Raw genomic sequence first — 24,414 nt, 5'->3', positions numbered from 1 at the left:
CCGGAAACGGCGGGCTCGATAACCGGCTTTGGACCATCGGTGTAACCACTGGAGATTCGGGGGAATTCCAGGGGGACCGTTTCCATCGGTCTCCTTCGTGCGTCTCTCGAAACCCGACCCTAATTCTGCAGGCGTGTAAGGATCGATTAGGCAAGACGACCGCGAAGGTATTAGAGACGTTATCTTTCGTCGCCCGGCATGACCGCTCCCCACCGGCAGCAAGGCAAGGCTCCAGGCATCGATTCCAAGCTGGTCCAGGGTATCCAGCGAGGAGACGTCATGAGCATTTTCAGTCACTTCCAGGGGCGTTTTGAAGCGACTCGCCAGGAAGAGTATTCCCTTCAGGAATACCTTGAGATCTGCAAGAAGGATCGTACCGCCTTTGCCAGTGCCGCCGAGCGTATGCTCATGGCCATCGGCGAACCCGAACTGGTGGACACCACCAGTGATTCACGCCTGTCGCGCATCTTTTCCAACAAGGTCATCCGCCGCTATCCGGCCTTTGCCGACTTCCATGGCATGGAAGACTGCATCGAACAGATCGTGTCCTACTTCCGCCATGCGGCGCAGGGGTTGGAAGAGAAGAAGCAGATCCTCTATCTGCTCGGCCCGGTGGGCGGCGGCAAGTCGTCCCTCGCGGAGAAACTCAAGCACCTGATCGAGAAGATCCCCTTCTACGCCATCAAGGGCTCGCCGGTATTCGAATCGCCCCTCGGGCTGTTCAATCCCGACGAAGACGGCCAGATCCTCGAAGAGGACTACGGCATCCCCCGTCACTACCTGCGCAGCATCATGTCGCCCTGGGCGGCCAAGCGCCTGCAGGAATTCGGCGGCGACATCAGCAAGTTCCGGGTGGTCAAGCTCTACCCCTCCATCCTCAACCAGATCGCCATCGCCAAGACCGAACCGGGCGACGAGAACAACCAGGACATCTCCGCGCTGGTGGGCAAGGTGGACATCCGCAAGCTGGAGGAATACCCGCAGAACGATGCGGACGCCTACAGCTATTCCGGCGCCCTATGCCGGGCCAACCAGGGCCTGATGGAATTCGTGGAGATGTTCAAGGCCCCGATCAAGGTCCTGCACCCTCTGCTGACCGCGACCCAGGAAGGCAACTACAACAGCACCGAAGGCCTCGGCGCCCTGCCCTACAGCGGCATCATCCTGGCCCACTCCAACGAATCCGAGTGGCACACCTTCCGCAACAACAAGAACAACGAGGCCTTCATCGACCGGATCTACATCGTCAAGGTGCCCTACTGCCTGCGCGTCTCCGACGAGATCCACATCTACGACAAGCTCTTGGTCAACAGCTCCCTGGCCAGCGCCCATTGCGCGCCGGATACCCTGAAGATGCTGGCCCAGTTCTCGGTGCTCTCGCGCCTCAAGGAACCGGAAAACTCCAACATCTATTCGAAGATGCGCGTCTATGACGGCGAGAATCTCAAGGACACCGATCCCAAGGCCAAGTCGATCCAGGAATACCGCGACAGCGCCGGGGTCGACGAGGGCATGAACGGCCTCTCGACCCGCTTCGCCTTCAAGATCCTCTCGCGGGTGTTCAACTTCGACGCCAACGAGATCGCGGCCAACCCGGTGCACCTGCTCTATGTGCTGGAGCAGCAGATCGAAGCCGAGCAATTCCCGGCCGAGACCCGCGAGCGCTACATGAGATTCATCAAGGAATACCTGGCGCCGCGCTACGTGGAATTCATCGGCAAGGAGATCCAGACCGCCTACCTCGAGTCCTACAGCGAATACGGCCAGAACATCTTCGACCGCTATGTGCTCTATGCCGACTTCTGGATCCAGGACCAGGAATACCGCGATCCGGAAACCGGCGAGATCCTCAATCGCGCCTCCCTCAACGAGGAACTGGAAAAGATCGAAAAACCGGCCGGCATCAGCAATCCGAAGGATTTCCGCAACGAGATCGTCAACTTCGTGTTGCGCGCCCGTGCCAACAATAACGGCAAGAATCCGAGCTGGCTGTCCTACGAGAAGCTGCGTGCGGTGATCGAGAAGAAGATGTTCTCCAACACCGAGGAGTTGCTGCCGGTCATCAGCTTCAATGCCAAGGCCAGCAAGGAAGACCAGCAGAAGCACAGCGACTTCGTGACCCGCATGGTCCAGCGCGGGTACACCGAGAAGCAGGTGCGACTGCTGTCCGAGTGGTATTCACGGGTGCGCAAGTCGCAGTAAGGCAGCCTGAGGCTGAACCCGCGACGACGCGCCTGCCGCGTCGTCGTGGCGTCCTGCAATAGCCCGGAGGGCCTGTATGAGTTATGTCATCGACCGGCGTCTAAACGGCAAGAACAAGAGCACGGTGAACCGCACGCGTTTCCTGCGGCGTTATCGTGAGCACATCAAGAAGGCGGTCGAGGAAGCCGTGAGTCGGCGCTCCATCACCGACATGGAGCACGGCGAGCAGATCAGCATTCCTGCCCGCGACATCGACGAACCCGCGCTGTACCAGGGCAAGGGCGGACGCCAGACCATCGTCCACCCCGGCAACAAGGAATTCGTCAGCGGCGAACGCATCCCGCGCCCCCAGGGCGGCGGCGGTGGTCAGGGCCAGGGCAAGGCCAGCAACAGCGGCGAAGGCATGGACGAATTCGCCTTCCAGATCACCCAGGACGAATTCCTCGACTTCATGTTCGAGGATCTGGAGCTGCCCAACCTGGTCAAGAAGCAGCTGACCGGCACCGACACCTTCAAGACGGTCCGCGCCGGCATCAGCAACGAGGGCAACCCTGCCCGCATCAACATCATCCGCACCCTGCGTGCCTCCCATGCCCGGCGCATCGCCCTCTCCGGCGGCAGCCGCAACAAGCTGCGCGAAGCCAAGGCCGAACTGGCGCGGCTGCGGGTGGAAGAGCCCGACAACCTCGGTGACATCCAGGCGCTGGAAGCCGAGATCGAACGGCTGCGCGCGCGTATCGACAAGGTGCCCTTCCTCGACACCTTCGACCTCAAGTACAACCTGCTCTCCAAGCAGCCCAGCCCCAGCTCCAAGGCGGTGATGTTCTGCCTGATGGACGTCTCCGGCTCCATGACCCAGGCGACCAAGGACATCGCCAAGCGCTTCTACATCCTGCTCTACCTCTTTCTCAAGAGAAACTACGAGCGTATCGAGGTGGTGTTCATCCGCCACCACACCAGTGCCAAGGAAGTGGACGAGGAAGAGTTCTTCTACTCCCGCGAAACCGGCGGCACCATCGTCTCCAGCGCCCTCAAGCTGATGCAGGAAGTCATGGCCGCGCGCTATCCGGTCAACGAATGGAATCTCTATGCCGCCCAGGCCTCCGACGGCGACAACTGGAACGACGACTCGCCCATCTGCCGGGAGATCCTGACCAAGCAGATCCTGCCGTTCATGCAGTACTACACCTATGTGGAAATCACCCCGCGCGAGCACCAGGCGCTGTGGTACGAATACGAGAACGTCCGGGGCAGCTTCCCGGATTCCTTCTCGCAGCAGCAGATCGTCTCGGCGGGGGATATCTATCCCGTGTTCCGCGAACTGTTCCAGCGGAGACTCGTGTCATGAAACGTGAGCCCATTTCCACTGGCTCGGAATGGACCTTCGAGCTGATCCAGACCTATGACCGGGAGATCGCCCGGATCGCCAAGCGCTATGCGCTGGACACCTATCCCAACCAGATCGAGGTGATCACCGCCGAGCAGATGATGGACGCCTACGCTTCCGTCGGCATGCCCATCGGCTACAACCACTGGTCCTATGGCAAGCACTTCCTCCATACCGAGAAGCACTACAGCCGCGGCCAGATGGGGCTGGCCTACGAGATCGTGATCAATTCCGATCCCTGCATCGCCTACCTCATGGAAGAGAACACCATGACCATGCAGGCACTGGTGATCGCCCACGCCTGCTACGGCCACAACAGCTTCTTCAAGGGCAACTACCTGTTCCGCACCTGGACCGATGCCAGCTCAATCATCGACTACCTGGTGTTCGCCAAGCAGTACATCACCCAGTGCGAGGAACGCCATGGCATCGATGCCGTGGAAGAACTGCTCGATTCCTGCCATGCGCTGATGAACTACGGGGTGGACCGCTACAAGCGGCCCTATCCCATTTCCGCCGCCGAGGAACGCCAGCGGCAGAAGGAGCGCGAGGAGCAGCTGCAGCGTCAGGTCAACGACCTCTGGCGGACCATTCCCAAGATGGCCGGCAAGGAAGCCCACGACGAAGGGGCGCGCTTCCCCAGCGAACCCCAGGAAAACATCCTCTATTTCGTGGAAAAGCACGCGCCACTGCTGGAGCCCTGGCAGCGCGAGGTGATCCGCATCGTGCGCAAGATCGCCCAGTACTTCTATCCCCAGCGCCAGACCCAGGTGATGAACGAGGGCTGGGCCACCTTCTGGCACTACACCCTGCTCAACGATCTCTACGACGAGGGCCTGGTCACCGAAGGCTTCATGTTCGAATTCCTGCAATCCCACGCCGGGGTGATCTACCAGCCGGGCTTCGACAGCCCCTACTACAGCGGCATCAACCCCTACACCCTGGGCTTCGCCATGTTCCGCGACATCCGCCGCATCTGCGAGGACCCCACGGACGAAGATCGCCGCTGGTTCCCCGAGATCGCCGGCAGCGACTGGCTGGCCACCGTCACCTTCGCCATGAAGAGCTTCAAGGACGAGAGCTTCATCCTGCAGTATCTCTCGCCCAAGGTGATCCGCGACCTCAAGCTGTTCAGCATCCTCGATGACGACCAGCGCGACGAACTGGAAGTGGCGGCCATCCACGACGACGGCGGTTATCGGCTGATCCGCGAGCAACTCGCCGCCCAGTACAACCTGGGCAATCGCGAGCCCAATGTGCAGATCTGGAATGTCGATCGGCGTGGCGATCGTTCGCTCACCCTTCGCCACTTCCAGCATGACCGCAAGCCGCTGGGCAACTCCACGGACGAGGTGCTCAAGCACCTGCACCGACTCTGGGGTTTCGATATCCGCCTGGAAAGCATGAGGGGCGACGACGTGGCCCAGAGCTTCCAGGTTCCACCCCGCCACGAGAGCCGCGATCACGACCGGCGTCTGGATCTGGCTTCGCCGATCTGAGCCGAGCCGGTCTTTCGGGCTATCCTAGACCTCCGCAAGGAGGTCTCTTTCTATGCAAATCTACAAGGTGGGCGGTGCCGTACGGGATCGCCTGCTCGGTCGCCCGGTAACGGAGGTCGACTGGGTCGTGGTGGGTGCCACCGCCGAAGCCCTCGCTGCCCAGGGCTATCGCCCGGTGGGCGCCGACTTCCCGGTTTTTCTGCATCCCCAGACCGGCGAGGAATACGCCCTGGCCCGCACCGAACGCAAGAGCGGGCGTGGCTATGGCGGTTTCACCTTTCACGCCGCGCCCGATGTCACCCTGGAGCAGGATCTGATCCGCCGTGACCTGACCGTTAACGCCATGGCCGAAGACGACCACGGCCAGGTCATAGATCCCTATGGCGGGCGCGCGGATCTCCAGGCGCGCCTGTTGCGCCACGTCTCTCCCGCCTTCGCCGAGGATCCGCTGCGCGTGCTACGGGTCGCCCGCTTCGCCGCCCGTTATTGCAGCCTGGGTTTCCAGGTGGCGCCCGAGACGCTGCTGCTGATGCAGGACATGGTCGCCAGTGGCGAGCTGGATGCCCTGACCGCCGAGCGACTGTGGAAGGAAATCTCCCGCGCCCTGCTCGAAGAGCGACCCGATGTCTTCATTCGGGTGCTGCACGACTGCGGCGCCCTGGCCGCGCTGCTGCCGGAGGTGGCTGCCGGCTTCGCCGGCGAGCAGCCCGAGCCGGGTGCCCGGGTCTATGCCATCCTGCGCCAGAGCGCCGAGGTCCAGGCCTCGCTGAACGTGCGCTGGGCCTGCCTGCTGCTGGACGTACCGGAAGAGCAGCACGCCGCCCTCAACGCCCGCCTCAAGGTACCGCGCGATCCCGCCGAGCTGGCCTTGCTGCTGGCGCGCCATTGGCCCACGGCGCTGCAGGCCCGACAGCTGACCCCGGAGGCCTGGTTCGAGCTGCTGCAGGGCTTCGACGTGCTGCGCCGCCCGGCGCGCTTCGAGGAGCTCCTCCAGGCCTGCGCCTGTGCCGCAGCGGTCAGGCCCGCCGAGGGCGAGCCACCGCTGGCGCTGCTGCGTCAGGCGGCCGAGGTAGTGCGCGGGGTCGCGGTCCAGCCGCTGGTCGCCCAGGGCTTCAAGGGTGCCGCCCTGGGCGAGGCCCTCAAGCAAGCCCGCATCGAGGCCCTGGCGCAGCTTTCGTAGGTTGGCGCTGAGCACAGCGCAGCTCTTCCCCAGCGACCCTCACCCCAACCCTCTCCCTGAGGGAGAGGGGGTTGTTCGAGCGAAGCGAAGCCTGTGCTAGAGCCGTAGCGTGGAAAACGGCGCAGCCTTTTCCACTGGGGAGCCTTCGCGAGGCGTGCCCTCACCCCAGCCCTCTCCCAAAGGGAGAGGGAGAAGAGTTCCCACAGGTTGGGTTGAGCGCAGCGAAGCCCAACGACCGTCGCGCTACACTCGATCGGCGCCCAGCAACGCGTCTGGCGTCAGTTCCATACCCTTCCAGCGGAACGCCACCGGCCGCAGCACCTGGGTGGTCTGGCCACGCATCTCCTGCCACAGCTCGTCAAAGCGCCTACCGTTGTCCGGATGCCGTCGTTCGCCGGCCAGCAGGGCCAGTGGCCAGAGCACGAAGGCGTTGCGCAGGATCTCGACGCGCGGCAGGGTCAGGCCGGCGAACTCGCCGGTCAGGTCGCCGTGCAGCAGGATGTCGATGTCCAGTGGCAGACCCTGGCGATCCGGTGCATAGCGCCCGCTGCGGGTTTCGATGGCCTTGAGTCTCTGACTCAAGGTGGCGGGATCGAGGTCGGTGTCGCCGGCTACGACGAGATTGAAGAAGGGCGCACTGCGGATGCCTACTGCCTCGCTTTCGAACACTGGCGAGCAGTGCAGATCGGTCAGCAGCTCGGCGAGTTCGTCCAGGGCCATGCCCAGGTGCTGCTCGCGCTGGATGTTGCTGCCCAGCCCCAGATAGACCCGGGTCACGCCTGCCCCCGCTCGATCTCCACGCCCACGCCACGAGCGGTCGGCACCGCGCCGGGCTTGGTGATGCGCAGGCGCAGCCAGGGCAGCTTGAATTCCGCCTGCAGCAGGGCGGCCAGGCGCTCGGCGAAGGTCTCGACCAATTCGAAGGTGGTCTCGTGGGCGAAGGCGGTGATGCGCTCGGCCACTGCCGCGTAGTTCAGGGTGTGCTCGAGTTCGTCGTTCGCCGCCGCCGCGCGGATGTCCCAGCCCATGGTGAGATCGATGCGCAGGCACTGGCGGATGTCACGCTCCCAGTCGTACACCCCTATCACGGTGTCGACCTCGAGTCCCTCGATGAAAACCTTGTCCACTGCCTTTGCCTCGCACCTTTGTCGTGCTCTGTGTGATCGTCACCGCCGGCCTATCGTCGGGCGGCGGGCTGTCGGTAGAATCGAGCCTTCTCCTGGCGCGGAACCCTACCATGTTCTGGCTGCTGCTCCTGCTGGCCTATCTGCTGGGCTCGCTGTCCTTCGCCGTGCTGCTCAGTCGCCTGTTCGGCACCCGCGACCCGCGTCACGACGGCTCCGGCAATCCCGGCGCCAGCAACATGCTGCGTCTGGCCGGACGCAAGCTGGCCCTGCTGACCCTCGCCGGCGACCTGAGCAAGAGCCTGATCCCCGTACTGATCGCCCAGCAACTGGGGCTTGCGCCCTTGCAGCAGGCCTGGATCGGGCTGGCCGCCGTGGTCGGCCATCTCTATCCGCTGTACTTCCATTTCCGCGGTGGCAAGGGCGTCGCCACGGCGGCCGGGCTGCTGCTCGGCCTTTATCCGCCAGCGGCGCTACTGGGGCTGGTGCTCTGGGCCGCGGTGTTCGCCAGCCTGCGGATCGCTTCCCTGGCGTCCCTGGTCGCAGTGCTCGGCATCCTGCCGCTGTTCGCCTGGCAACGTCCGGACCTGCTGGCGCCGATGCTGCTGCTCGCCCTGCTCATCCTGATCCGCCACCGCCACAATCTGCGCGCCCTGCGCCAGGGGACCGAGCGTCATTTTTGACCCTGGCGCCGTCCGGGGATTGCCCGCTGGCGCCCTCCGCCCGTCTCAGAGCGCCGCCAGCTGCTCCATGGGCCAGCGCGCCTTGACGGCGATTGCCGGGCCTTCCTGCTGGCCGGCCAGCAGCCGCTGGCAACCGGCATAGGCGATCATGGCGCCGTTGTCGGTGCAGAAGCGCGGCCGCGCATAGAAGACCTGGCCGCCCAGTTCGCCGAGCATCTGCTCCAGGTTCTCGCGCAGCGCGCGGTTGGCGCTGACGCCACCGGCGATCACCAGCGACTTGAGCCCGGTCTGCTTCAGCGCGCGCTTGCACTTGATCGCCAGGGTCTCGACCACCGCCGTCTGGAAGGCCAGGGCGATGTCGCAGCGGGTCTGCTCGCTGTCGTCACCGACCGCCCGGCAGCGCTGCCAGGTGGTGAGGGTAAAGGTCTTGAGGCCGCTGAAGCTGAATTCCAGGCCGGGCCGATCGGTCATGGGGCGCGGAAAGACGAAGCGCCCCGCCACGCCGCGCTCCGCCAGGCGGGCGATCTCCGGTCCACCGGGATAGCTCAGGCCTAGTAGCTTGGCGGTCTTGTCGAAGGCTTCGCCGGCGGCATCGTCCAGGGACTCGCCCAGCACGCTGTAGCGGCCGATGCCATCGACCTGCACCAGCTGGGTGTGGCCACCAGAGACCAGCAGGGCGACGAAGGGAAATTGCGGGGGCTGCTCTTCGAGCATGGGCGCCAGCAGATGACCTTCCATATGGTGGACGCCCAGGGCGGGCACGCCCCAGGCCAGCGCCAGCGCCTGGGCACAGGCCGCGCCCACCAGCAGGGCGCCGACCAGGCCGGGGCCGGCAGTGTAGGCGATGGCATCCACGTCTTCAGGACGGCTGCCCGCCGCGTCCAGCACTTCGCGGATCAGCGGCAGCATGCGCTTGACGTGATCGCGCGAGGCCAGCTCCGGTACCACGCCACCGTAGACGCGGTGCAGATCGATCTGGCTGAACAGCGCATCGGCCAGCAGGCCGCGCTCGCTGTCGTAGAGGGCGACGCCGGTTTCATCGCAGGACGTTTCCAGTCCCAGAACACGCATGGAGATAAGCCTTCGAGGGTATAGAATGTCAGGCTGCGCATGATAAGCGCCGCTTCCAGCACCGGCCAGCGCTTTTCGTCCGCCGGGGCTTGGCAGCGGGGCAGTTGAAGCGTTACTATCCGCAACCCTTAAAAACCGACGCTTCCCGTGCCCTTTTGCCGCTAGCGTTGGATTAAACCTCGGTAAATTTGAAGGTACGACCTGGATGCCCAACGTCAAAGTCAAAGAAAACGAACCCTTCGACGTAGCGCTGCGTCGTTTCAAGCGTTCCTGCGAGAAGGCCGGTGTACTGGCCGAAGTGCGTAGCCGCGAGTTCTACGAAAAGCCCACCGCCGAGCGCAAGCGTAAAGCTGCCGCTGCGGTCAAGCGCCACGCCAAGAAAGTACAGCGCGAGCAGCGCCGTCGCGAGCGTCTGTACTGAGTTACAGCGCTCCTCTGGCGTCATCAAACAACCCGACCTCTGGTCGGGTTGTCTGTTTCTGGCCTTCCCGCTTCGCCCTGGCGCACTCGGGCGCTAGACTGCCCTCCTCGCTTCATCCTCCGCTCTTCGCCCCTCTATCCAGACGCTGACCATGGCCGGACTCATCCCGCAAGGCTTCATCGACGACCTGCTCAATCGCACCGACATCGTCGAGGTGGTGGGCGCACGGGTGAAGCTCAAGAAGGCCGGCAAGAACTGGATGGCCTGCTGCCCCTTCCATAACGAGAAGACGCCCTCCTTCAGCGTCAGCCCCGACAAGCAGTTCTACTACTGCTTCGGCTGCGGTGCCGGCGGCAACGCCCTGGGCTTCATCATGGACCACGACAACCTCGAATTCCCCGAGGCGGTCGAGGAACTGGCCAAAAAGGCCGGCGTGGACGTGCCGCGCGAAGAGAGCGGCGGTCGACGCAAGCCGCGGCAACCCACGGATTCCCCGCTCTACCCGCTATTGGCCGCTGCCGCCGAATACTATCGCCTGGCGCTGCGCAACCACCCCAAGCGCCAGGCAGCGGTCGACTACCTGAAGAAGCGCGGCCTCACTGGCGAGATCGCCCGGGACTTCGGCCTGGGCTTCGCCCCGCCGGGCTGGGACAACCTGAGCAAGCACCTGGGCGGCGACGACCTGCAGCAGAAGGCCATGCTCGACGCTGGCCTGCTGGTGGAGAACGCCGAGAGCGGCAAGCGTTACGATCGCTTTCGCGACCGGGTGATCTTTCCGATCCGCGACAGCCGGGGCCGGGTCATCGCCTTTGGCGGCCGGGTACTGGGCGACGACAAGCCCAAGTACCTCAACTCGCCGGAGACCCCGGTGTTCCACAAGGGCCAGGAACTCTACGGCCTGTTCGAGGCGCGCAAGCACAACCGCGACCTGGACGAGATCCTTGTCGTGGAAGGCTACATGGACGTCATCGCCCTGGCCCAGCAAGGCATCCGCAATGCCGTGGCCACCCTGGGCACCGCCACCAGCGAAGAGCACATCAAGCGGCTGTTCCGCATCGTGCCGAGCATCCTGTTCTGCTTCGACGGCGACCAGGCCGGTCGCAGCGCCGCCTGGCGCGCCCTGGAATCGGCCCTGCCGGTGCTCAAGGACGGCTTCCGGGTGCGCTTCCTGTTCCTGCCCGAGGGCGAGGACCCGGATACCCTGGTGCGCGCCGAGGGCGCCGACGCCTTCCAGGCGCGCTTCGTCCAGCAGGCCCAGCCGTTAGCCGAGTATTTCTTCCAGCAACTGATGATCGAAGCCGATCCGGCGACCCTGGAAGGCAAGGCGCACCTGGCCACCCTGGCGGCGCCGCTAATCGAGAAGATTCCTGGCAACAACCTGCGCCTGCTGATGCGCCAGCGCCTGAGCGAACTCACCGGCCTCGGCAACGATGCGCTGAGCCAGCTGGCGCCGTCCGCCCCGCCGCAGGATGCCCCGCCCCCGGACTATGGCGACTACACCTATGCCCAGGCCGAGGAAGCCCCGGCACAGCAGCAGTGGACGCCCCGCCGCGAAGGCAAGGGCGGGCGCGACGGCAAGGGCTGGAAAAAGGATTTCAACGGCAAGGGTGGCGGCGAGCGCCCTCCCCGTCAGCCACCGGTCAAGGTGGAGACCCCGGTGCTGGCCGCGCTGCGCAGTCTGCTGCACCACCCGACCCTGGCCCAGGCGGTGCAGGACGCCCGCAACCTGGCCGAGGAAAGCGATCAGTACGCCCAGTTGCTGGTTGCCCTGGTCGAGGCGCTGCAGAAGAAGCCTGGGCAGAGCACCCTGGCGCTCATCGCCCGCTGGCACGGCACCGAACAGGGTCGACTGCTGCGCGCTCTGGCGGAAAAAGAATGGCTGATTGCCGGGGACAACCTTGAACAACAGTTTTTCGACACCATAACGAGGTTAGCCGCCAGCCAGCGTGATCGCCTGCTGGAGCAACTCCTACGCAAGGCGCGACAGAGCGAACTGAGCTCCGAAGACAAGGACCGCCTACGTGAACTCCTCAGCCGTCCGGCGGGGTCCGTGACCTAACTGGCACGACAACCGTCTAACCGGCTATAATGTTCAGCTATTTTTGCCCGCCTAAGCCTTCAGTGGAAGGGTACCTATGTCCGGAAAAGCGCAACAGCAATCCCGTCTGAAAGAATTGATCGCCCGCGGTCGTGAGCAGGGTTACCTGACTTACGCGGAGGTCAATGACCACCTGCCGGAGGATATTTCAGATCCGGAACAGGTGGAAGACATCATCCGCATGATCAATGACATGGGGATCAACGTATTCGAGACCGCGCCGGACGCCGATGCCCTGCTGCTGGCCGAGACGGATACCGACGAAGCCGCCGCCGAAGAAGCCGCTGCCGCCCTGGCCGCAGTGGAGAGCGATGTCGGCCGCACCACCGACCCGGTGCGCATGTACATGCGTGAAATGGGTACCGTGGAACTGCTGACCCGCGAAGGCGAGATCGAGATCGCCAAGCGCATCGAGGAAGGCATCCGCGAAGTCATGGGCGCCATCGCCCAGTTCCCGGGCACCGTCGACTACATCCTCAGCGAATACACCCGCGTCACCACCGAAGGTGGTCGCCTGTCCGACGTCCTCGCCGGCTACATCGATCCCGACGACGGCAGCCTGCCGAACGAGAGCGATGAGCTGCCCGTCCCGAACAAGGCCGCCGATGCCAAGGCCGTGGACGACGAGAAGGACGACGAGGAAGAGAGCGACGACGACGCCGAGGAAGAAGGCGACGGCGGTCCGGATCCGGAAGAGGCTCGCCTGCGTTTCGGCGCGGTCGCCGAGCAGCTGGAAAAGACCCAGAAGGTGCTGAAGAAGCACGGCCGCGACGACGATCGCGCCGTGGAGGAATTCGTCGCCCTGGCGCTGCTGTTCTCGCCGATCAAGCTGGTACCCAAGCAGTACGAAGCCCTGGTGACCCGCGTGCGCGAGTCCCTGGAGCGCGTGCGTGGCCTCGAGCGCGCCATCATGCAGCTGGCCGTGCGCGATGCGCGCATGCCGCGTGCCGACTTCCTGCGCCACTTCCCCGGCAACGAGACCAACACCGAGTGGACCGCCGGCCTGCTCAAGGGCAAGCCCAAGTACGCCGAAGGTCTCGAGCGCTTCCAGGCCGACATCCAGGCCAAGCAGGCCCAGCTGGCCGAGCTGGAGCGCGACTACGAGCTGAAGGTCTCGCAGATCAAGGACATCAACCGCGCCATGTCCATCGGCGAGGCCAAGGCCCGCCGTGCCAAGAAGGAAATGGTCGAGGCGAACCTGCGTCTGGTGATCTCCATCGCCAAGAAGTACACCAACCGCGGTCTGCAATTCCTCGACCTGATCCAGGAAGGCAACATCGGCCTGATGAAGGCGGTGGACAAGTTCGAATACCGCCGTGGCTACAAGTTCTCCACCTATGCCACCTGGTGGATTCGCCAGGCCATCACCCGCTCCATCGCCGACCAGGCGCGCACCATCCGGATTCCGGTGCACATGATCGAGACGATCAACAAGCTGAACCGGATCTCCCGCCAGATGTTGCAGGAGATGGGCCGCGAGCCGACCCCGGAAGAGCTGGGCGAGCGCATGGAGATGCCCGAGGACAAGATTCGCAAGGTGCTCAAGATCGCCAAGGAACCGATCTCCATGGAGACGCCCATCGGCGACGACGAGGATTCGCACCTGGGCGATTTCATCGAGGACAGCACCATGCAGTCCCCGATCGAAGTGGCCACCAGCGAAAGCCTCAAGGAAGCCACCCGCGACGTGCTCTCCGGCCTCACCGCCCGTGAAGCCAAGGTCCTGCGCATGCGTTTCGGCATCGACATGAACACCGACCACACCCTCGAGGAAGTGGGCAAGCAGTTCGACGTCACCCGCGAGCGTATCCGCCAGATCGAAGCCAAGGCCCTGCGCAAGCTGCGCCACCCGTCCCGCAGCGAACACCTGCGCTCCTTCCTCGACGAGTAAGGCGCCAGCGCAGTACAGAAAACCGGAGCCCAGGCTCCGGTTTTTTTATGCCCGACAAGGGTTTGGCGATCCCTGCCACCCCCGGTATACTCCACCGCGCTATAGGGCCTATAGCTCAGTCGGTTAGAGCAGAGGACTCATAATCCTTTGGTCCACGGTTCGAGTCCGTGTGGGCCCACCACCTTCAAAGCCGCGCGCTGCGAGGCTTTAAGCCTTCCAAGGTTGTGGCATCTGGATCAGTCCTATGGTCCAAAGGTACAAAATCGGTACAGTGCTGGTACGCCAGCCTGCCTTTGGAGTCCCTTTCAGATGGCCACAATCGTCAAAACCCCTGCCGGCACATGGAAGGCAGTAGTCCGAAAAACGGGCTGGCCGACCAACACCAAAACCTTCCGAACCAAGCGCGACGCCGAAGACTGGGCACGCCGCACCGAAGATGAGATGGTGCGCGGCGTGTATATCCAGCGAAGCGGCTCCGAACGCCTAACGCTGGAGAAGGCCCTTGAGCGCTATCTGGCCGAGGTGACGCCAAGCAAAAAGCCAGCTACACGCAAGGCGGAGGCCACCAAGGCCAAGCAGCTCTTCCAGCACCTGGGCAAATATTCCTTGGCCGCTCTCTCCGCCGAGATCATCGCCAACTACCGCGACACCCGGCTCGGCACCCTGAGCAAGCGCGGCGCGCCCACCAGCAACAATACCGTGCGGCTTGAGCTGGCCCTGCTCAGCCACCTCTACACCGTGGCAATCCAGGAATGGGGCCTGGGACTGACCTTCAATCCAGTGCTGAATATCCGCAAACCAAGCCCTGGTGATGGCCGCGACCGCAGACTGAGCGCCGATGAGGAAAGACGCCTGCTCGCTGCCGTGAACAACCACAGCAACCCAATGCTTGGCTGGATCGTCCGCATCGCCCTGGAAACAGGCATGCGCTCGTCAGAGATCACCGGACTACGCTGCCACCAGGTCGACCTGAAAAAGCGCGTGGTGCGCCTTGCTGACACCAAGAACGACAGCGCACGAACAGTACCCCTCACCAAGCTGGCCACCGAGACCTTCAAGGCCGCCTTGGAAAACCCTGTTCGACCCAAAGATTGCAACCTGGTGTTCTTTGGCGAACCGGGAAAGGACGATAAACGTCGCCCCTATGCCTTCACGAAGACCTGGGGACTGCTGAAGAAAAAACTCGGCATGCCCGACCTGCGCTTTCACGATCTGCGCCATGAGGCTGTCAGCCGGCTGGTCGAGGGCGGCCTATCCGACCAGGAGGTCTCGACCATCAGCGGACACAAGTCCATGCAGATGCTCAAGCGCTACACTCACCTGCGGGCCGAGGACCTCGTCGGCAAGCTAGACAAGCTGAAACGCCAGCGCAAGGCGCCTTGATCATAAAGCAGCACAGCACACAACTTAGTTAGTGCCGGACCAATAGAAATCAGTTACATCAGATTCGTTCAAGTGCGAGGCTAACCTATGGCTCTCTCAGTCCCGGTAATTGTGAAATGCCAAGATCCCGGCGATAGCAGCGGTGACGTCATAATCGACCTTCCTACGGAAATGCTTGCGGCAATGAACGTTGGCATCGGAGATCTAATGAGTATTGAATTGATTGATGGTTCAATAGTGCTGAAACCGATACGCGAAGCTGACACGAAACCGCAAAGGCTTCTCAGCTAGAAACCATACCTTGGGGGTGGCTGTTGTTGGCCTGTCGCCTAGTTGGCTTCTGGCCGCTCGTGAGAGGCCGCTTCCGATTCTTTGAAATTTCATTATCTCTGTCGAGAGCTTCATTTTTCAACGGAAAGGAAAGCCTGCACAGGTCGAATGCTAGCGATGGTCGCGACCAATGCAGCTGACCGATCAGGTGGACATAACTGATAGCGAATACAAAGCACATAATTAGAGGCGCGCGATACTAAGATTCGCTAAAAAGGGGGCTTTTCACTTGCGACTAACCACGGAGCCTCGAGAAATCCAATCTGCCCCAATTGCGCCGCCAAGCCATAGCCCAAAAATTTAGCGGCTAAAAAATCCCTAAAGCCTAACCTCCTACGAAAACATCGAGCGTATCGATGCCTTGACGAAAAATCTGCGCGCTTGGGCGCATACCCAGAGAAAATTAGGACATTATGTCCTAATTTCTCGAGAAACACCCTAAACAAACTACCAACCCCAAATATAGTTTAGATAAACAATTGAAAATAAACGCAATTTTTTGATGATGTATTGACCAAAAAACAATTGCAAACAAAATAGTCTCGCATACGCAAACAGTCGCGAGACATATCATGACAACCGAAGAATTAATATTAACTCGCTACAACGGCGCCCCACTTCTTTCACTTGACCAGCTTGCCGAGCTGCTACATCGCAGCAAGCAAGGCCTGCGAATTAGCCTCTGCAGCAATAACGATTTCTCGCGCAAGATTCTTCCGTGCCGAGTGAAAATTGGACGCCGCGTTTATTTCAAGACAGCAGAAGTGGCTCGGCTCATTGATACCATTGGGAAGGACCAATGAGTATCAGGGCCATGAACTGGGCATGGGAGCAACAGCTTCCGCCAGTACCAAAGCTGACGCTTCTAGCACTGGCGGATAATGCCGACGATCACGGGTATTGCTGGCCCAAGATGCGCACAATTGCGGCCAAATGCTGCACGTCTGAACGCACAATCCAGAGGACGATCAAGTCCCTGTTGAATAACGGCTTGCTGAACAAGGAAGCCCGATTCGACGGAGCTGGCAGGCAAGTATCTAACAGCTACACGCTCGCACTCGCCTACCCCGACAAATTGTCACCCCCCATCAAAAAGCGCGGAAACCATGATGGGGAGGGTGGCCCTGGTGGCACCCATGGGATGACAAAGTTGTGTCAGGGGGGGAGTGACGAAGCTATGTCACCCCTAGAACCACCATATGAACCATCAAAAGAACCATCAGGGCCCAGCCGAGAAAAATTTCCTCAGCTAAATGCACTCGAGAGCCAAAAAGTCTCTCGCCTGCTCGGCGAGTTGCCGACTGATGAACAAGGGACAGTGACCGCTCTGCTTTTCGATGCACTGACGAAGGGATCAATCCAAACCTCTCCCTCACGCTGGCTGCGCGCTGTGATTCGCCGTCAAGGTCATCAGCAGCATCCACAGGCAGCACTGCCACTCTCGGAGACGGCCTACGTCGAGCGCCTGGTTCAGGGCGGTATTGCCGCTGAGGATGCCTGTCGCATTGCCAAGCAGACATTCCGCAATCGCGAAGCCAGCAGCATTGGTTCATGTCGTGTCACCGCCATCCCTCAACGAGCAATGAAATCTGGAGGAAGCAAGCACACAGCAACGGAGTCAAGCAAATCCCGCGAAAAAAACCTTGTTCGTTGAAACTTGAGGGACAACGCATGGACGACATCGACACTCATCAGCGGAAAACAGCAAAGCCGGCCCCTACATCGCTCTCGCAACGCATTGCTGCCCGAGTTCAGCAGAAGCCTAACGCAAGCGTCGCCGCCCGCAACCGGAGCGTGTTCCTCGCCCTCCGCGAGGAGATTCAGCAAGCCTACTGTGACGGCTGGTCACTGCTATCCATTTGGAAACAGCTGCACGAAGAGCAGCGGATTCCATTCACCTATCAGGCGTTTCGTCGGTACGCACGGCAACTAATCGGCACATCGGTGCCATCAAATGGCCCCTATCAGCAGAACAAGGAACGCCCTGAGTTCAGACCGCAGCCTAAAGCTGCCGCAGACGCCTTTGTGTTCAAGACAAAACCCGCCAAGCAGCCTCTGCAATGAACAATAACCCTCACTCAGTCGTTCAAGTATCAACGGAACCGTTCAATTTCCATTCACTTGGCGTTCACCCGTCGCTGAACGCCAGAGGGGCGATCCATTGGCGACTAAAGGCGGCCTTTGATCGGCATGAAATGCCGGGCAAGACAGGTGAAGTAGGCCCACCCGCAAGCGGATCGGCCCTCTTCGCTCCCCTACATTCGCGCTACGCGCTCAAGGGGTGTCTTACTCTGCGAGGCGCCAGCTACCGCCAGCAGAAGCGAGAAGCTAAGAGTATGAAAAGAGTTCAAAGCGAAGCGACGAGAAAAAGCAGTCCATCCATCAAGGTTTACTGCATTCCAGATAAGAAAGCGCACGTAGGGGCCGTCGCCAGAAACGCAGGAAAAACGGCGTCTTCCTACTTGCCCTTACTAGGGATGGGATACGAGGTCGGAAGCGTTATTGACGCCTATTTGGCGGGGGAGCTAGTGAAAATCAACGCCGACCGGGCGCTTGGGCGGACTGCTGAAAATGTGGCTAACCAATGACGAGCGCTTCGCTGGCTTCGCAGCAGTGCGCTACAGCAAGCCGCCAAACTGGCCGTAGGCACCACTGCTGAGCTTGCCAAAGGTGCAGGTGCGGTTAGCGGGAAGAAAGCTGCCAAGCTCAGCAGCAACTTTATGGAGCAAGCCCAGCAGACCCTCGGCGGCCAGGTGGCAGCAGCCATTCGGGGCCAAGAAGATGATCAGCCCAGCAGCATCGGGCCAGGAAGCGAAAGCGGTGACTCGCCAGAAGACGAAATTACCGATTTCGTTAATCACAGCCGCAGAGACTAGAAACTTTAGCGACCAAAACTCAGGTAGCCCCGCAGGGGGCTACCGCTATGCCATAGGAATAAATTTCCAACGAGAGAAGTCCAGCGCAGCAATCTCTGCCGCAGTCGGCGGTTCTGCCTCACCCAGACCAAGCCGCTTGTTCTCGCGAGGCGCGCGAGCCACTACAGTTTTCCCTAGGACATAACGCTCACGACACCATCCAGCTCATCTTGACTCGGCATAGCGGCACCTCTCAGGTCATAGCCAGAATTTTAGCAGCTAAAGTGCCCGGTCCTTTTTAGCCGCTAAAATTCGTACAAGCGCAGTACCACGACTGACCATCCGCCAAAGGAACAGGCATGAACGACACCCCACGTATTGATGAGCCCATGTTCATCACCGACGAAATCGAAGCCGAGCTGCTCAAACATATGTCTACTGGGCGCCTTTACGAGCTCCTAGGCTTTGAATATCTGCGCCATCGCGATGGAAAGCTGGAGGCCATGACAGGGTCAACGAGCAATTACGCTCGGCAATCTCACATTGGTAAAGGTATTCGAGCCAAACAGCTACTGCGTGGCCAAATCACATTATTCTTGAGTAAACTCCCCGTAATCCTGCGTACTAAGAAGCAATTTGGCGCAGTTATAGGATAAAAGCCAAAAGGATCGATCATGGCAGCCAGCAGTAACTTCGCCTTTCTCCAGGAACACGACCCGGTTTTCCTGCAGCTTGCCATCACAGCCGAGCAGGTCTTCGCCAGCGATCCCAACACCACACTGATCAAGCTACGCCAACTCGGCGAGGCACTGGCTCAGGACTTGGCCAGCCGTGCCGGTATCGAGTTTGATGCCACCACCACGCAGTCAGACCTGCTCTACAAGCTCAGCCGCGAGATCCAGCTGGATCAGAACATCCGCTGCCTGTTCCATACCCTGCGCGTCGAAGGCAACCGTGCCACTCACGAGTTCCGCACTCAGCACCGCGAGGCCATGGATGGACTGAGGGTCGCCCGCGCACTGGCCATCTGGTATCACCAGTCGTTCGCCAAGAATGCTCATGCGTTCAAACCCGGCCCCTTCGTCACTCCCGCAGACCCCAGCGCCCCGCTGCGCGATCTGCAAAGCCAGATCGAACAGCTCAAGACGCAGCTCAGCGAGTCCAGTCAGCAACTGGAGAGCAACCAGAAGTTGACTGACCTGCTCAAGCAGGAAGCCGAAGAATACGCCGTGCTTGCCGAGCAGATGGATGCCGAGTCACGCAGCCATAAGCAGCTAGCCGCCGAACACGAAGCCGCATTGCAAAAGCTGCGCAGTGAGCACGAACAAAGCCTCAAAGCCCTGCAGCAGCAACTGGCAGTACAGCCACAAGCCAGCCAACAGGTCGCCAAGCGGACTCAGCAGGCCAGCAGCAACTTCGATCTATCCGAAGACCTGACTCGCATCATCATCGACCAACAGTTGATCGACGCTGGCTGGGAAGCCGACTCCCTCGACCTCACCTACGGCAAGGGGGCACGCCCGGAGAAGGGCAAGAACAAGGCCATCGCCGAGTGGCCCACCAGCAGCCTCAAAGCCTGCGCTGACTACGTGCTGTTCGCCGGCCTCACACCCATTGCCATCGTTGAAGCCAAGCGTAAGCGCATCAATATCGCCGACCGCATCCCGCAAGCCGAGCGCTACGCCCGCGAGTTCAACTTGGCGGTTGAGCATCAGCAGCCCTGGCTACTGGCCGGCCAAGCTCAGCCCTGGAACGATGGCCAGGGTGGTCACTTCCGCGTGCCCTTTGCCTTTGCCTGCAACGGCCGGCCCTTTATCAAGCAACTCGCCGAACAGTCCGGCACCTGGTTCCGTGACCTGCGCAGCCCGGCTAACACACGCCGTCCGCTGCAAGACTTCCATAAACCCGATGATCTGCTCGATCTGCTCAAGCGCAGCCAGGCAGACGCCGAGGCCAAGCTCAAAGCCGAAGGTTTCACTTACCTCAAGCTGCGCGACTACCAGGAGAAAGCCATCCAAGCTGTCGAGCAGGCCCTGGCCAATAATCAGCGTGACTGCCTACTAGCCATGGCCACCGGCACCGGTAAAACCCGCACCATCATTGGCCTGATGTACAGATTCCTGAAAACTGAGCGCTTCAAGCGCATTCTGTTTCTGGTTGACCGCAGCGCCCTCGGCCAGCAAGCCATCGACTCGTTCAACGACACCACGCTTGAGCAGAATCACACCCTGGCGCAGATCTACGACATCAAAGAGCTGGGCGACATGGCCGCTGAAGCGGAGACCCGCGTCCAGGTCGCTACCGTGCAGGCGATGGTCAGCCGCATTTTCCGCTCGGATAACCCTCCGCCCGTGGGTGAGTTCGATTGCATCATCGTCGACGAAGCTCACCGGGGTTATACCCTAGACCAGGAAATGACCGAAGGTGAGTTGGCCGTGCGCGATCACAGCCAGTACCTCTCACAATACCGCCGCGTGCTCGACCACTTTGACGCCTGCCGCATCGGCCTCACCGCTACCCCAGCCAAGCACACCAGTGAAATCTTCGGCAAACCGGTATTCACCTACAGCTACCGCGAAGCCGTGGCCGACGACTGGCTGGTGGATCACGAACCACCGATCCGCTACGAAACCCAGCTCAGCAAGCACGGTATCCGCTTCGATAAAGGCGAGTCGGTTAGCGTCATCAACACTCAGACCGGCGAAGTCGACGTGGCCGAACTGGAAGATGAACTCACCTTCAACATCGAGGCGTTCAACCGCCGCGTGATCACTCCGGCCTTCGACAAAGTCATCTGTAAAGAACTGGCCAAGGAGCTAGACCCGTTTGGCGAAGAGAAGACCATGATCTTCTGCGTCAACCAGGCCCATGCCGAGCGGGTCAAAAACCTACTCGATGAAGCGTTCAAAGAAGCCTACGGCGAGCAGTACAACCAGGCCGCCGTGGAAATCATCACCGGCCAGAGCGACAAGGTTGAAACGCTGATTCGTCGCTACAAGAACGAGCCCACCCCCAATATCGCCATCACCGTCGACCTACTCACCACCGGTATCGACGTGCCGAGAATCTGCAATCTGGTATTCATGCGCCGGGTGCGCTCGCGCATCCTCTACGAGCAGATGAAAGGCCGCGCTACCCGCCGCTGCGACGACATAGGCAAAACCGTATTCCGCATCTATGACCCCGTCGATCTCTACGCCAGCCTGGAAGCGGTCGACACCATGAAGCCCCTGGTGAAGAACCCTAACATCAGCCTGGAGCAACTGGTCAGCGAACTCACCAGCGGCGCCAGCCATGACGCACCCGGCAGCCAAAGCGACAGCAGCCACGCCCATGACGTGCTCGACCAACTGAGCCAGCGCGTCATGCGTATTCTGCGTAAGGCCCAGCACAAGGCCGAGGACAAACCCACGCTGAAGAAAAAGCTCGATGAGCTGCAAGACGTGTGGGGCGTTGAGCCGGCCCAACTGCACAAACATCTGCACGACCTTGGCCCGCAGCAAGCGGCCAACTTCGTCCGCCAACACAGCCAGTTGCTCAACCAGCTCGCCGCCGTTAGCACCCTGGTCGGCTCGGAGAACTACCCGGTTATTTCCACCCACAGCGATGAACTGCTGGTGCGTGAGCAGAACTACGGGCAAAACCAGAAACCAGCCGACTACCTTGAAAGCTTCAACGACTTTATTCGCAACCAACTCAACCAGTCCGCCGCCCTTGGCGTGGTGGTCAACCGCCCCAAGGATCTGACCCGCGAGCAACTGCGCGAAGTCCGCCTGCTGCTCGACCAGCACGGTTTCAGCGAAGCCAGCCTGAAAAGCGCTTGGCGCAACCAGGCCAACCAGGAAATCGCCGCCAGCATCATTGGCTACATTCGCCAGGCTGCCATCGGCGAAGCCCTACTGCCCTTCGACCAACGCGTGGCCAAGGCCATGCAAACCATCTACGCCCAGCAACCCTGGACGCCCGTGCAACGCAAATGGCTGGATCGCCTGGCCAAGCAACTGGTGCATGAAGTGGTCATCGACCCGCAGCAGGTCAACGATGCCTTCCGTAACGATGGCGGCCTCAAAGCGCTGGATCGCAACCTGGGCGGTAACCTGGATAGGGTATTGGAAGCCTTGAACGAGAACCTGTGGCAAGCGGCTAGCTGAGTGATTGACAGCTACTATAGATGGACGCTTAAACTGTCCTCAGTCCTAGGACAAAGGACAGTCTTTAGCTGAGGCCGCCATGAAGAGTCAAGACGTTCTGTTGCTGATCAAATTGATCTGCCTTGAGCAGCGCGAGCGCCTGCAGCAAAGGCTCGACAGCGAAACTGCAGAGCTGATTAAACTCGGCGACATCTACGCAGCCGACCAATGGCAAGGTTGGGAAGATCATTCAGAGCAAGATCCACCCGTCCACCACGACAGCTACTCCGTTCGCGCACTGCAAGCATCACTCGGTATCAGCAAAACCGAAATTGCCTCAGCGCTAAAGCGCTGCCAGCAGATCGGGCTATTGCGGGTAGACCCAAACACCCAGCTGCCTCGGGTCAACAGCAAGGCACTACTGGGCTTTATCGAGTACGGCTTGCGCTATGTATTTCCAGTCAAACCAGCAGAAATTGTCCGAGGTATTCCCACCAGCTTTTCCGCGCCCGTGCTGCAGGACAAGCTAATGAGCGGCGGCGACCTTATCCATGTTTGGCCAGACGCTTACGGCAATCGCAAGGGGCAATCCATTACCCCCTTATTCAAAACAGTGCCCGGAGCGGTCAAGAAAGACCCTCGCCTGTATGAATATCTGGCCCTGATAGATGCAATTCGCCTGGGTAATGCCAGGGAGGCCAATCTCGCCAACGAAATCCTGCGTGAGAAGGTTCTGCAAGCATGAGCCACACACACAACATTCAAATGCTCGAAGTGGTCGCCCAGGCGCTCGGCCCAAACCTTTGCCAAGAGGTTGCATTCGTCGGCGGCTGCACCACAGCCCTACTGTTGACTGATGAATTCAGCCGTGAAGAAGTGCGTTACACCGACGATGTCGATTTGGTTGTTCATCTCACCGGCTACACCCAATGGCAAAAGCTGGTCGAGCAACTGCAACAAAAAGGCTTCAAACAATCACCGCAGGATGACGTCATCTGTCGCCTGCGCCTCGGTGAGTTGAAGGTTGACTTCATGCCCGAAGATACCGAAACCGCCGATCTACTGGGCTGTAATAACCGCTGGTTCAAGGACGGCCTGGCCAACGCACAGTGGCACGCGTTACCCAGCGGTTGTCGTATTCGCCTATTCACCCCGCCCTACTTTCTTGGCAGCAAACTGGAAGCCTATGCCGGGCGCGGAATGCAGAACCCATTGGCTAGCCAGGATCTTGAGGACATTCTCAACCTGGTCAACGGTCGCGAAGAACTGCTGCAGGAAGTCGACGCTGCAGCCCCCGAACTACGCGCCTACCTGGCAGAAAAGCTCACCGCACTGCTAGGCACTAACGACTTCGGCTACCTGGTGCAGGACGCCGCTCGTGGCGATAACGAGCGTGAGCAAATTATCTGGCAGCGCTTGCACCATATCGCCCAGGTAGCGACCTGAATGCGCGCAACCCTGCAATGGCACACCCAGGCCGGCACCATCACAGCCGACAACCGGGATACCTGCGCCCATATCGAGCCGGCCCATGCCAGCCTCTACCTGATCGCTGATGGCAGTAGCAGCCACCCTGGCAGCGGCGAACTGGCCGAAGCCCTGCTTGCAAACCTCACCCATGACTTCAGCCTCTTGCCTGCAGCTGAGCGGAACCCAGAGCAACTGGCCGAAGCGCTACTGCAGATAATCGCCAGCAGCCATCAGACACTGCGTGATGAGCACCCACAGGCAGCCTGCAGCTACTTGGTGCTGTGCCTGCTCGCCGATGCCGCGTTCAGCATTCACGAAGGCGACTGCTGCCTTGGGCTGATCGAACAAAGCGGCACGATCAACTGGCTGAGCAACGCGCACTGCGCCCTCAACTGGCAAGGCAACCTCACTCACGCAGAAATTGCGCAAGAGCCATCACGCCACAGCCTGACTCGCTGCTTTAGCCCCAGGCGTGCAAGCGATCCTGAGATAAACCACTGGCCTCTTGAGCCAAACCAGCATTGGCTGCTGGCCACTGACGGTTTCTGGGCAGGCCTTAGCTCCCAGGAACAACAGAATTTTTTACGCAACGGCAACCTGCCCGCGCCGCCCACCGATGACGACATCAGCTGCCTGAGCATCATCACACCGCCTACTTGATGAGCCGAATAACACCCCCTATTCGGCTCA

At 60.9% G+C, this 24,414-nt stretch carries 23 protein-coding genes and 1 tRNA gene; 20 read left to right on the top strand and 4 right to left on the bottom strand.

What is annotated here, in order from left to right; genetic code table 11:
• Nucleotides 1-279: 279 nt before the first annotated feature.
• From OXS31_RS02395 to OXS31_RS02380, 4 genes are all read left to right on the top strand, one after another.
• Nucleotides 280-2,202, top strand: a complete 1,923-nt coding sequence (locus tag OXS31_RS02395; RefSeq protein ID WP_007159742.1) for a PrkA family serine protein kinase — start codon at nt 280-282, stop codon at nt 2,200-2,202.
• A 76-nt stretch (nt 2,203-2,278) separates the two neighbouring features.
• Complete coding sequence (locus tag OXS31_RS02390; RefSeq protein WP_007159743.1) at nt 2,279-3,550, top strand: YeaH/YhbH family protein; 1,272 nt, start codon at nt 2,279-2,281, stop codon at nt 3,548-3,550.
• On the top strand, nt 3,547-5,088 hold the full coding sequence (locus tag OXS31_RS02385) for a SpoVR family protein (RefSeq protein ID WP_027597513.1): 1,542 nt from the start codon (nt 3,547-3,549) through the stop codon (nt 5,086-5,088). The genes OXS31_RS02390 and OXS31_RS02385 overlap by 4 nt, the downstream gene beginning before the upstream one ends.
• 52 nt (nt 5,089-5,140) lie before the next feature.
• Complete coding sequence (locus OXS31_RS02380; RefSeq protein ID WP_267397834.1) at nt 5,141-6,268, top strand: multifunctional CCA addition/repair protein; 1,128 nt, start codon at nt 5,141-5,143, stop codon at nt 6,266-6,268.
• A 243-nt stretch (nt 6,269-6,511) separates the two neighbouring features.
• Here OXS31_RS02380 and folK read toward each other — a convergent pair whose 3' ends face one another.
• Nucleotides 6,512-7,045 (bottom strand): 2-amino-4-hydroxy-6-hydroxymethyldihydropteridine diphosphokinase, encoded by a 534-nt coding sequence (folK, locus tag OXS31_RS02375; RefSeq protein ID WP_144954324.1) that lies wholly within the window; start codon nt 7,043-7,045, stop codon nt 6,512-6,514.
• Entirely contained in the window at nt 7,042-7,395 is a 354-nt protein-coding gene (folB, locus tag OXS31_RS02370) for a dihydroneopterin aldolase (RefSeq protein ID WP_027600726.1), read from the bottom strand. The genes folK and folB overlap by 4 nt, the downstream gene beginning before the upstream one ends.
• A gap of 110 nt (nt 7,396-7,505) precedes the next feature.
• Between folB and plsY the strand changes: the two genes are divergently transcribed.
• On the top strand, nt 7,506-8,075 hold the full coding sequence (plsY, locus tag OXS31_RS02365; RefSeq protein ID WP_007159748.1) for a glycerol-3-phosphate 1-O-acyltransferase PlsY: 570 nt from the start codon (nt 7,506-7,508) through the stop codon (nt 8,073-8,075).
• A gap of 45 nt (nt 8,076-8,120) precedes the next feature.
• On the opposite strand, the gene tsaD is transcribed toward plsY, so the two are convergent.
• Nucleotides 8,121-9,146, bottom strand: coding sequence for a tRNA (adenosine(37)-N6)-threonylcarbamoyltransferase complex transferase subunit TsaD (gene tsaD, locus OXS31_RS02360; RefSeq protein ID WP_027600725.1), 1,026 nt, complete (start codon nt 9,144-9,146; stop codon nt 8,121-8,123).
• Between the two features lie 205 nt (nt 9,147-9,351).
• On the opposite strand from tsaD, the gene rpsU reads away from it, so the two are divergent.
• The 10 genes from rpsU to OXS31_RS02310 all read left to right on the top strand — a co-directional run bounded on the left by rpsU (nt 9,352) and on the right by OXS31_RS02310 (nt 17,857).
• Nucleotides 9,352-9,567 carry a 30S ribosomal protein S21 gene (gene rpsU / locus OXS31_RS02355; protein WP_007159750.1) on the top strand — a complete coding sequence of 72 codons (216 nt, stop codon included), beginning with the start codon at nt 9,352-9,354 and terminating at the stop codon, nt 9,565-9,567.
• A 151-nt stretch (nt 9,568-9,718) separates the two neighbouring features.
• On the top strand, nt 9,719-11,626 hold the full coding sequence (dnaG, locus tag OXS31_RS02350; protein ID WP_108581593.1) for a DNA primase: 1,908 nt from the start codon (nt 9,719-9,721) through the stop codon (nt 11,624-11,626).
• Between the two features lie 76 nt (nt 11,627-11,702).
• Complete coding sequence (gene rpoD / locus OXS31_RS02345) at nt 11,703-13,556, top strand: RNA polymerase sigma factor RpoD (RefSeq protein ID WP_027597508.1); 1,854 nt, start codon at nt 11,703-11,705, stop codon at nt 13,554-13,556.
• Nucleotides 13,557-13,660: 104 nt separating this feature from the next.
• Nucleotides 13,661-13,737, top strand: a tRNA-Ile gene (locus OXS31_RS02340).
• Between the two features lie 128 nt (nt 13,738-13,865).
• Nucleotides 13,866-14,939 carry a site-specific integrase gene (locus OXS31_RS02335; RefSeq protein ID WP_267397833.1) on the top strand — a complete coding sequence of 358 codons (1,074 nt, stop codon included), beginning with the start codon at nt 13,866-13,868 and terminating at the stop codon, nt 14,937-14,939.
• 87 nt (nt 14,940-15,026) lie between these two features.
• Entirely contained in the window at nt 15,027-15,230 is a 204-nt protein-coding gene (locus OXS31_RS02330; protein WP_241807792.1) for an AbrB/MazE/SpoVT family DNA-binding domain-containing protein, read from the top strand.
• A 611-nt stretch (nt 15,231-15,841) separates the two neighbouring features.
• Nucleotides 15,842-16,072: a helix-turn-helix domain-containing protein gene (locus OXS31_RS02325; protein ID WP_267397830.1), complete on the top strand. Its 231-nt coding sequence runs from the start codon at nt 15,842-15,844 to the stop codon at nt 16,070-16,072.
• Nucleotides 16,069-16,923 (top strand): helix-turn-helix domain-containing protein, encoded by an 855-nt coding sequence (locus OXS31_RS02320; protein WP_267397829.1) that lies wholly within the window; start codon nt 16,069-16,071, stop codon nt 16,921-16,923. Before OXS31_RS02325 ends, OXS31_RS02320 begins: the two co-directional genes overlap by 4 nt.
• 17 nt (nt 16,924-16,940) lie before the next feature.
• Complete coding sequence (locus tag OXS31_RS02315) at nt 16,941-17,333, top strand: TraK family protein (protein ID WP_267397828.1); 393 nt, start codon at nt 16,941-16,943, stop codon at nt 17,331-17,333.
• Nucleotides 17,330-17,857: a hypothetical protein gene (locus OXS31_RS02310; protein WP_267397827.1), complete on the top strand. Its 528-nt coding sequence runs from the start codon at nt 17,330-17,332 to the stop codon at nt 17,855-17,857. Before OXS31_RS02315 ends, OXS31_RS02310 begins: the two co-directional genes overlap by 4 nt.
• 30 nt (nt 17,858-17,887) lie before the next feature.
• Here OXS31_RS02310 and OXS31_RS02305 read toward each other — a convergent pair whose 3' ends face one another.
• On the bottom strand, nt 17,888-18,130 hold the full coding sequence (locus OXS31_RS02305; protein ID WP_267397826.1) for a hypothetical protein: 243 nt from the start codon (nt 18,128-18,130) through the stop codon (nt 17,888-17,890).
• Between the two features lie 353 nt (nt 18,131-18,483).
• Here OXS31_RS02305 and OXS31_RS02300 point away from each other — a divergent pair, with 353 nt between their 5' ends.
• From OXS31_RS02300 to OXS31_RS02280, 5 genes are all read left to right on the top strand, one after another.
• A complete protein-coding gene (locus OXS31_RS02300) occupies nt 18,484-18,780 on the top strand; it encodes a hypothetical protein (RefSeq protein WP_267397825.1) in 297 nt (98 codons plus the stop codon).
• A gap of 18 nt (nt 18,781-18,798) precedes the next feature.
• Nucleotides 18,799-22,275, top strand: a complete 3,477-nt coding sequence (gene hsdR, locus OXS31_RS02295; protein ID WP_267397824.1) for a type I restriction-modification system endonuclease — start codon at nt 18,799-18,801, stop codon at nt 22,273-22,275.
• Nucleotides 22,276-22,354: 79 nt separating this feature from the next.
• Nucleotides 22,355-22,999 (top strand): hypothetical protein, encoded by a 645-nt coding sequence (locus tag OXS31_RS02290; RefSeq protein ID WP_058073991.1) that lies wholly within the window; start codon nt 22,355-22,357, stop codon nt 22,997-22,999.
• Complete coding sequence (locus tag OXS31_RS02285; protein WP_267397821.1) at nt 22,996-23,700, top strand: hypothetical protein; 705 nt, start codon at nt 22,996-22,998, stop codon at nt 23,698-23,700. The genes OXS31_RS02290 and OXS31_RS02285 overlap by 4 nt, the downstream gene beginning before the upstream one ends.
• A complete protein-coding gene (locus OXS31_RS02280) occupies nt 23,701-24,384 on the top strand; it encodes a protein phosphatase 2C domain-containing protein (protein WP_267397820.1) in 684 nt (227 codons plus the stop codon).
• Nucleotides 24,385-24,414: the final 30 nt, after the last annotated feature.

Source organism: Pseudomonas sp. GM_Psu_1 (genome assembly GCF_026544185.1).
Taxonomy (GTDB): domain Bacteria; phylum Pseudomonadota; class Gammaproteobacteria; order Pseudomonadales; family Pseudomonadaceae; genus Chryseomonas; species Chryseomonas oryzihabitans.
This window is presented reverse-complemented; position numbering and strand designations above follow the sequence as displayed.